Source organism: Planktothrix sp. FACHB-1355 (assembly GCF_014748295.1).
GTDB classification, from domain to species: Bacteria; Cyanobacteriota; Cyanobacteriia; order Cyanobacteriales; family Aerosakkonemataceae; genus Aerosakkonema; species Aerosakkonema funiforme_A.
Genome location: NZ_JACJUP010000200.1, coordinates 1 through 7,925 on the forward strand (window position 1 = coordinate 1; position 7,925 = coordinate 7,925).

9 protein-coding genes are annotated in these 7,925 nt (G+C 45.2%); 1 reads left to right on the forward strand and 8 read right to left on the reverse strand.

Annotated features, from left to right (window positions below):
* From H6S82_RS11245 to H6S82_RS11270, 7 genes are all read right to left on the reverse strand, one after another.
* Positions 1-152, reverse strand: a 152-nt coding sequence (locus H6S82_RS11245; protein WP_191056230.1) for a DUF3598 family protein, incomplete at its 3' end; no start/stop codon positions are given.
* A gap of 58 nt (positions 153-210) precedes the next feature.
* On the reverse strand, positions 211-306 hold the full coding sequence (locus H6S82_RS33400) for a DUF3598 family protein (protein ID WP_242056909.1): 96 nt from the start codon (positions 304-306) through the stop codon (positions 211-213).
* A gap of 10 nt (positions 307-316) precedes the next feature.
* Positions 317-2,821, reverse strand: coding sequence for a phosphoenolpyruvate--protein phosphotransferase (gene ptsP, locus H6S82_RS11250; RefSeq protein ID WP_190473799.1), 2,505 nt, complete (start codon positions 2,819-2,821; stop codon positions 317-319).
* A 10-nt stretch (positions 2,822-2,831) separates the two neighbouring features.
* Positions 2,832-3,302 carry a tetratricopeptide repeat protein gene (locus tag H6S82_RS11255; protein WP_190473801.1) on the reverse strand — a complete coding sequence of 157 codons (471 nt, stop codon included), beginning with the start codon at positions 3,300-3,302 and terminating at the stop codon, positions 2,832-2,834.
* A 98-nt stretch (positions 3,303-3,400) separates the two neighbouring features.
* Positions 3,401-4,717, reverse strand: a complete 1,317-nt coding sequence (locus H6S82_RS11260; RefSeq protein WP_191056231.1) for a DUF2330 domain-containing protein — start codon at positions 4,715-4,717, stop codon at positions 3,401-3,403.
* Between the two features lie 16 nt (positions 4,718-4,733).
* On the reverse strand, positions 4,734-5,807 hold the full coding sequence (locus H6S82_RS11265; RefSeq protein WP_190474841.1) for a low specificity L-threonine aldolase: 1,074 nt from the start codon (positions 5,805-5,807) through the stop codon (positions 4,734-4,736).
* A gap of 126 nt (positions 5,808-5,933) precedes the next feature.
* On the reverse strand, positions 5,934-6,662 hold the full coding sequence (locus tag H6S82_RS11270) for an SDR family oxidoreductase (RefSeq protein ID WP_190474839.1): 729 nt from the start codon (positions 6,660-6,662) through the stop codon (positions 5,934-5,936).
* A gap of 61 nt (positions 6,663-6,723) precedes the next feature.
* Between H6S82_RS11270 and H6S82_RS11275 the strand changes: the two genes are divergently transcribed.
* Positions 6,724-7,473 carry a class I SAM-dependent methyltransferase gene (locus tag H6S82_RS11275; RefSeq protein ID WP_190474838.1) on the forward strand — a complete coding sequence of 250 codons (750 nt, stop codon included), beginning with the start codon at positions 6,724-6,726 and terminating at the stop codon, positions 7,471-7,473.
* A gap of 56 nt (positions 7,474-7,529) precedes the next feature.
* Here the strand turns inward: H6S82_RS11275 and H6S82_RS11280 are convergent.
* On the reverse strand, positions 7,530-7,925 hold a 396-nt coding region (locus H6S82_RS11280), incomplete at its 5' end, for a TOBE domain-containing protein (RefSeq protein WP_191056232.1).

Below are 7,925 nucleotides of genomic sequence, written 5' to 3' on the forward strand. Positions count from 1 at the left end.
TTATTTTCATTTGCTCGAAAATTTCTCACACCTTGAAAAGATTCGAGGACTTCTTTTTCTGGAGAATATCTAGTCCATATTCCATGCCAAGCAATGCCTTCAGAGGTAATTTTTCCAAATAAATTTGTCCAATTTTGTTCTTGGCTATTCATAAGTGTTTTTAGTTGGTTTCAAAAGGGGGCGATATTCAGACAGAAATGTTGTATACTTCTAGGCAGTCCAAGTACCATGCCAGTCAGCGTTGGCATGATATTGACAGAAATTCTGCCAATTTTGTAATTGTGGATCTAATATATTGGTAGTCATGTCACCCTCACTAAACTTTAGGTTTCATTATTTGAATTTCAAGATATTCTCTGACTGCTGCGGCTGAATCTAATTGTAACACGGCGGTGGCGATCGCTTCTGCTTGCGCCATCGTTAATTGGGAAATTGCTGTCTTGATGGCGGGAATTGCTGCGGCATTTACGCTCAATTCATCTACACCCAAACCTACTAAGATAGGTACAGCGTTTGAGTGGGAAGCCAACTCACCGCACACGCCTACCCAAATCCCAGCATTATGGGCAATTTGCACGGTTTGGGCGATCGATCGCAACACCGCAGGTGCAAAGGCATCGGCAAGATTTGCTACTTTGGGATTGGTGCGATCGCTTGCCATCACATATTGGCTTAAATCGTTAGTACCGATGCTGAAAAAGTCAACTTCTGCTGCTAGTTTATCGGCACAAATTACAGCAGCGGGTACTTCTATCATAATTCCCACTGCCATAGTTTCATCGAAGAGAATTCCGGCTTGGCGTAACTCTGCTTGTGCAGTTGCGAGAATTTTTTTAGCGGCGCGAATTTCCGTAATTGACGCCACCATCGGAAACATTACTTTAATCTTATGTTGATGCGTCGTTCGCAGAATTGCTCTTAATTGTATTTTCAGTAAATCCGGGTAATCCAACGAAAAGCGAATGCCTCGCCATCCCAAGAAAGGATTGGTTTCTAATGCGGAATGCAAATAAGAAATTGGTTTGTCTCCGCCGATATCCAAAGTGCGAATAATTAAAGGATGAGGTGATATAGTAGAAGCGATCGCCTCATATATCTGCAACTGTTCCTCTTCACTTGGCGGCGTGTGGCGATGGAAATACAAGAACTCGCTTCGCAGCAATCCTACCCCTTCTGCACCCGCATTCACAGCTACTTTGGCATCTGCGATCGAGCCTATGTTTGCCATCACTTTGATTTCGCGTTTATCGCTAGTGATAGCAGGTTTTTGCGCTACTTCTTTGAATGCTATTTGTGCAGCCAAACGACTATCTCGTTTTGCTTGTAATTCACTCAACTGCGCTTCATCTGGTTGTACCCACACCTCACCCGTTTCCCCATCCAAAACAATGAGAGTGCCATTTTCCAAGTGCAACAACTCCTCACTCACTCCCATCACGGCGGGAATGCCGAGCGATCGCGCCAGAATACCGCTGTGAGAATTAGCACTTCCGCTTACCGTACAAATACCCAACACCTTGGTTTTGTCTAACTGCGCCGTTTCCGAAGGACTTAAATCGTTAGCTACCAGAATGGCTGGCTCTGGCAAATTCAGAGGTGCTGCTGCTACGCCTGTCAGCAATCGCAGCACTCGCTGCCCCACGTCCCGGACATCAGCCGATCGCGCCTGTAAGAAAGGGTCTGCCAAAGCTTCGTAAGTACGTGCTGTTTTATCTATTACCACTTTCCAAGCTGTGGTGCCAGCTAATCCATATTCAAAAATCCGCTGACGCGCCGCCTCTAGCACAGTTGGATCTTCCAAACATAACAAATGTGCATCGAAAATAGCCGCTTCTTGTTCTCCCGCTTCCGTAGCTGCATTTTGGCGGAGCATTTCAATTTCGCGATGAGCGGTGGCAATTGCTGCGTGCAATTTCTGCCATTCTGTCTGGGGATTATCTACTTGTATATCTTCTATTTCTGCCAATGTTTGTTGATACAAAAACACCCGTCCGATCGCAATGCCTGGAGATGCGGGGATGGCAGATAAAGAAGAGCGGGAAAGGGGGGGAGTGGGAGTGGGAAAAAGGGGAGGAATGGGGGAATCTTTCAGCGATTCGCCGAAGTTGGTTTCTACTAATTGCTGCAATGCTGCCAAAGCTTCATCTGCATCGCTTCCTGAAGCTGCGATCGCAATTTCATCTCCTCGACAAACGGCCAGCGTCACTAACTGATTTATACTTTTTGCATTGACCGCATCGCTGTTTGCAGAAACATTCCGCACCGTTATTTCACATTTAAATTTGCCAGCAGTGGCAACGAATTTAGCAGCGGGACGAGCGTGCAAACCCATCCGATTTTTGACAGTGAGATATATTTCTTTCGCTCCCTCCTTGTGTCCTCCTCGGTGGACGGAGGGGGAAGAAATGGGGGGGGTTCCCAATTGAGCTACTTTTGCTGCCAATGCGCCTCGCGCTTCGGTTAAAACTTGCTCGATATCAGCACCATTAGCTGCTTGAACGACTGCGGCAATAGTGCCTTCTACCAGCGGTGCTTCGCAGAGTTTTACTTTATTTTGCTGTTCTTCTGACAGAAATTCTAAAGCCATTTCTGCACTCAAAACCGCGCTACCCAAGTCCATCAATACGATAACGCCATCATCGCTGTAAACAGATTCGATCGCCTGATGTACTTGTATAGGATCGGTGCCAAAAGGATTCTCCGGATCGTCAATTCCGGCGGCAACGGCTATTTTCACCTCGCCTTGCACCATTTGAGTTGCCAATTCTTGCACCCCGGCTGCCAGTTTGGCACTGTGAGATACGATAACAATTCCGATCATTTTCGCTCTGCTAACTTAACCGGGCTGTACATTCCAGAATCAACCTTTGATTTATTAAAGCATAAGGTTGAATAGAAAGTGCTTCTCGAAAAGCTTGGATAGCAGTGCGGTACTCTCCCAGTCCGGCATAGCACAACCCCAAACCGTGCAGTGCGCCAAAATGAACTGGGTTAAGCTTGATGGCAATTTCACAATCTTCGATCGCCTTTTTATATTCTCCCATTGTGTAGTAGAGAACCGCTCGTCGATTCCATGCTTCTGCAAAATCAGGCAAGTCAGAGATGACTTGTGTGAGTTCGTTTTCAGCTTGGCTAAATTCTCCTGCTTCAATCAAAATCTGAGCGCGACGCAGCAGTTCAAACCCGATCGCTCCCTTTTGGTGGAACCAGATGCGCCAGAGTTCTGATGTGGCCCGATCGCGCACTTCTTCATCCGGTTTTTTCAAATCTTCCAGCAACTTATTTATAGATGATTCATTCATGGTAATTTAAATGGGGCTAGGGAGCGAATTGTCGGGTGGGCATTGCCCACGTAAAGCTGTAATTGGTGGGCATTGCCCACCCTACATAATATCGTTTTTCAAGGCCAAATATTTCGCCAAAAAGGTGTCTGCTGAGTTTGAGTTACAGGCAGTTTTTTGCGGATATCATTAATATTCCACCCGGTCAGTTTAGCTAAAGTCTGCGCCTCCTGTTCAAATCGCGTTGCCAAAGCTCTTTTATATTGTTGTCCCGCCGGACAGTTTGTCTCTCCTTCAAAAGCATGACGCAGAATATATCTGCCCTGGAAATTTTGGCGATTTGACGTTTCTTGAAACATCAAATCTTCCGGAAACTTATCGCGAGTATACCGCACATGAATTCGGGTGATAAAAACATTGCTTGCTTGGTTAGTATTTAACCAAAAAACTCCCGCCTTACGCAATTCTTCTGGATTAAGTGGTTCGGCGGAACAAGGATCGCAGTTACTCATGTCCCAAGCGTATTCGAGAAAAGCGACTTTTTTGCCTTCTTGAGTATATGCTGTGGCAAACATCGCTTTGTAGAAATCGCCAAATTGATTCTTGACAAAGACTGGTATTTCTGCGTCAGATGGCACTTTGACAGTCCGGTAATTGGTAATTTCAGCTTGACCTTTTGGCGATAAGATATAAACAATTAAATCTTGAGCAGTGTTGGCGTTGACCATACCCAAACGAATCGGTAACATAAATTTGCTAGATTCGTAGGCAATTTGCAACGGTCTTAAGTATTGATAACCGGATTTTTGAAAGGCTGCTAAGTTGACTTTTGCCACAAAGAATTTCATGTTTTGGCGAATGTAAGGTTGCAGTAATTGACTCGCACCGGCTGGGATTTTATAACCGTTGCGTTGCAACCAAATTTGCAATCCGTTTGATTCTCTGGCGCTGAGAATTAAAATGTCGTATTCTCCCACACTGAAGCGCGATTCTACCGTGACCCCTAAAGCGCGATCGCGTCTACTTTGATTTGATTCTAATCGCCGAATATCTCCCATTGGTGCTGCTTCAGAACTAGGCGCAAAGGGAGGAATTGCACAAGGATTGGGATCGAAATATTCCACCAATCTCGGCGCACTAAAAGCATCCAATCTTTCCATAATTTTGGAGTCGCCTACCCGCACCTGTTCTTGTTGCAAAACCACAGGAACGGGCACAACCAAGGCAAAATCTTTCACATCGCCTTGATAATCATTCGCCATCGTTAATATAGTGCGACTTGCATCGCGGGCGATAATTACCTGCGAAGCTTGGTTGTACAGTTTAGTATCTGCTTTGGCAACATAAAAACCGCAAAATGCCTCTGCTTTGGGGGCAAAGCAAATGAAGGCAAGCAAAGTGAGAATTAAAGCGATCGGTATACGAAACAGCTTCATTGCAAATTCCTTTTTTTCAAACTCCAGTAAGTTCGCCTATTGCCATATTAGAATCAACGGCAGAGTAGGACGCCGCCGTTTTGATAAAAGCATTGACATCCTCTTCCTTAGTATTAAATGCCGTCACCAAACGCAAAGTTGTCGCATCTTCACCCTCCCAAAGATAGAACAGAAAGCCTGCCGCTAAAAGTCCTTGGATAACTGTTTCTGGCAGCTGAATAAAAATTTCATTTGCTGACACTGGATGACAAAGTTTTACTCCCGGTAAAGAGGTAAGTCCTGCTGCAAGTCTTGCCGCCATCTCATTAGCGCGAGTAGCGTTTTTCAGCCACAAATTATCTGTAATGTACGCTTCAAGCTGTGCCGACAAAAATCGCATCTTCGAGAACAAATGCCCACCGCGTTTGCGACGATAGCCGAACATTTCCGCTAATTCGCGCTTGAAAAACACCACGGCTTCAGCTGCCATAGCGCCATTTTTAGTAGCACCAAATGACAGCACATCAACACCAGCACGCCAGGTAATTTCTGCGGGTGTACAATTCAAACTAACTACGGCATTGGCAAACCTAGCACCATCCATATGTAAGCTGAGATTGTGTGAGTGAGTAACCTCAGCAATTTGCTGAATTTCATCAGGTTGATAAACTGTTCCCGCTTCGGTTGACTGGGTGATACTGACTGCGGCTGGCTGTACGTGATGAACGACGCCTGCGCCTGCTTTTTTGAGTGCTTTTGTCAAGTCATCGGCAGAAATTTTGCCGTGAGAACCGGTCAGCGCGATCAATTTTGCACCGTTCGTATAAAATTCTGGCGCACCGCACTCATCAAGATTAATATGAGATTCGGTATGGCAGTAAATGGCACCAAAAGGTGGTGTGATAACTGATAAAGCGATCGCATTGGCAGCCGAACCGGTTGCAACTGGAAAAACCGTAACTTCAGTCTCGAATAATTCCGCAAATTTGGCTGACAATCGCTTGGTTAATTCATCGTTACCGTAGGGCATAACTGCACCTTCATTGGCTGCAATTATTGCTGCCATAATTTCCGGTGCGACTCCCGTTACGTTATCGCTACAAAAGTTCATAAATTTAACTTAGGTATCGGTTTACTATGCCGACGCAAACCCGATTTAATAATTTTAGGCTTTCGTCGGTTTTTACTGTTCTATCTGGATGTTAATCAAAAAATACCTTTCCCTGCACGCGAAAGTTTACCAATCCAGGGGTTGGCGATCGCGGAAAAATCCGTTTGTTGGCCCATCGTCGGGCAAAGTAGCCAACCAGACAATTGTATCGGCCCCTTGCTCGATCGTCCTTGTCGCATTTGGGCCGCCCATATCGGTTTTAACCCAGCCAGGACAAACTGAATTTACTAAAATATTCGTGTCTTTCAACTCGTAGGCAAGCATCCGCGTTAATACATTTAAAGCAGTTTTGGAAATCCGATATGCTGGATATGTGCCGCTCATTCGATCCATTCCAGACACTTGTGCTACGCCAGAAGATACATTTACTACCCGCCCATAATTATGCTGTTTCATCAGCGGAATCAATGCCTGACAAAGTAACAATGGCCCGTATACATTCGTCTCCATTGTTTGCTGCAAAGTACTAATCTTAGCGTTGAACACACTCGCTGCTGGATATTCGACAGGATCTGGTAATATTCCGGCGTTGTTCACCAAGATATCTAATTTACCAAATTCATTTCTCACAAACTGGGCAAGATGCTCAATACTGTCCGCACTGGTGACATCAAGCGGGTAAAATTTGACTTCTAATCCTTCAGCTTGCAATTTTTCAGCCGCAGCGTTACCTTTTTCTTCATCGCGACTGGTGAGAATAACTTGGATTCCTTGTTTTGCCAGTTGGCGACAAGTTTCCCAACCCAATCCGCGATTGGCACCTGTAACAACAGCTACTTTTTTTATTTCACTCATTTGTTTTATCTTATTAGGAATGATTTAATATTCTTTATAATAAAAGCCTAAACGATCGCGCATGAACTTTTCAGATCATTTCTCTTCGCACGCAAGCGAATACGCCAAATATCGACCCCGCTATCCAGAGGCGCTGTTTGAGTACTTAGCTGCCATCACACCAGAACGCGAACTTGCTTGGGATTGCGGTACGGGTAACGGTCAAGTTGCTTTGAGTCTAACTGCCTACTTTCAGCAGGTTTATGGGACTGATGCCAGTGAAAAGCAAATTGCTGAAGCTTTTGGGCACGATCGCATTCGTTATTGGGTCACAACCGCCGAACGCACCGAAATACCTAATAGTGCGATCGATTTAATTACTGTCGCTCAAGCTCTGCATTGGTTTAACTTCGATCTATTCTATCAAGAAGTGCGCCGCGTTCTCAAACCGAACGGGGTAATTGCGGTTTGGTGTTACGGTTTTTTTACTATTCCTTCTGCCGACGAACAACTAAATCAAGCCCTAGCACAATACTATCAAGCAGTTGAACCTTTTTGGCCTGCCGAAAGACAGTTAGTAGAGCAAAAATATCAAACTATTCCTTTTCCGTTTGTCGAATTAACACCACCCTCTTTCGCGATGACGATCGAGTGGAATGTCGCACAAGTTATCGGGTATTTGCAAACTTGGTCTGCCACCCAGCGATTTATAGGTCAACACGGTATCGATTCGATTGCAAAAATGTGCGATCGGCTCACAAACGCCTGGGGTAATTCACAAGCAACCAAGCTCATTTCCTGGCCACTTTCCCTCAGAGTCGGTCATTTGTAGAGTGGGCATTGCCCACCACAAACCGGGCGACTCGATCGCAAATTCAATAAACCTTACTAACCCCCAACAGCAAGCTTTTGTCTGCTCACAATATCATCCCCCGTTTGAACATCAAACCAGTGAATAAATTGGGGAGGTAGTGCCAACGTAATCTCTTCCTCATTCCAACTTTGGTCTGTCGGTAACAAAGCACGCAAAATAATTGAATCTGCCTGCGATCCGCGCACCCGCACGCTAATTAAATAATTCATTCCCAAATTTTCTGTCAAGATAACTCGCCCCTTAATTGTGTGTGGATATTCTGCTGCGGCAACGCGAACATTTTCCGGACGAATGCCGAACACAATCTGAGATGGAGAAGTGGGAATATCTGGGAGATGCACTCTAAAATCACCCAGCATCGCGTAACGTCCTTGGCAATTCAGCGTCAATAAATTCATTTGCGGACTGCC

Coding starts and splice junctions, on each gene's coding strand:
- H6S82_RS11265 (WP_190474841.1), bottom strand. CDS start 5,807: ATGAACTTTTGTAGCGATAACGTAACGGGAGTCGCACCGGAAATTATG.
- H6S82_RS11270 (WP_190474839.1), bottom strand. CDS start 6,662: ATGAGTGAAATAAAAAAAGTAGCTGTTGTTACAGGTGCCAATCGCGGA.
- H6S82_RS11255 (WP_190473801.1), bottom strand. CDS start 3,302: ATGAATGAATCATCTATAAATAAGTTGCTGGAAGATTTGAAAAAACCG.
- ptsP (WP_190473799.1), bottom strand. CDS start 2,821: ATGATCGGAATTGTTATCGTATCTCACAGTGCCAAACTGGCAGCCGGG.
- H6S82_RS33400 (WP_242056909.1), bottom strand. CDS start 306: ATGACTACCAATATATTAGATCCACAATTACAAAATTGGCAGAATTTC.
- H6S82_RS11275 (WP_190474838.1), top strand. CDS start 6,724: ATGAACTTTTCAGATCATTTCTCTTCGCACGCAAGCGAATACGCCAAA.
- H6S82_RS11260 (WP_191056231.1), bottom strand. CDS start 4,717: ATGAAGCTGTTTCGTATACCGATCGCTTTAATTCTCACTTTGCTTGCC.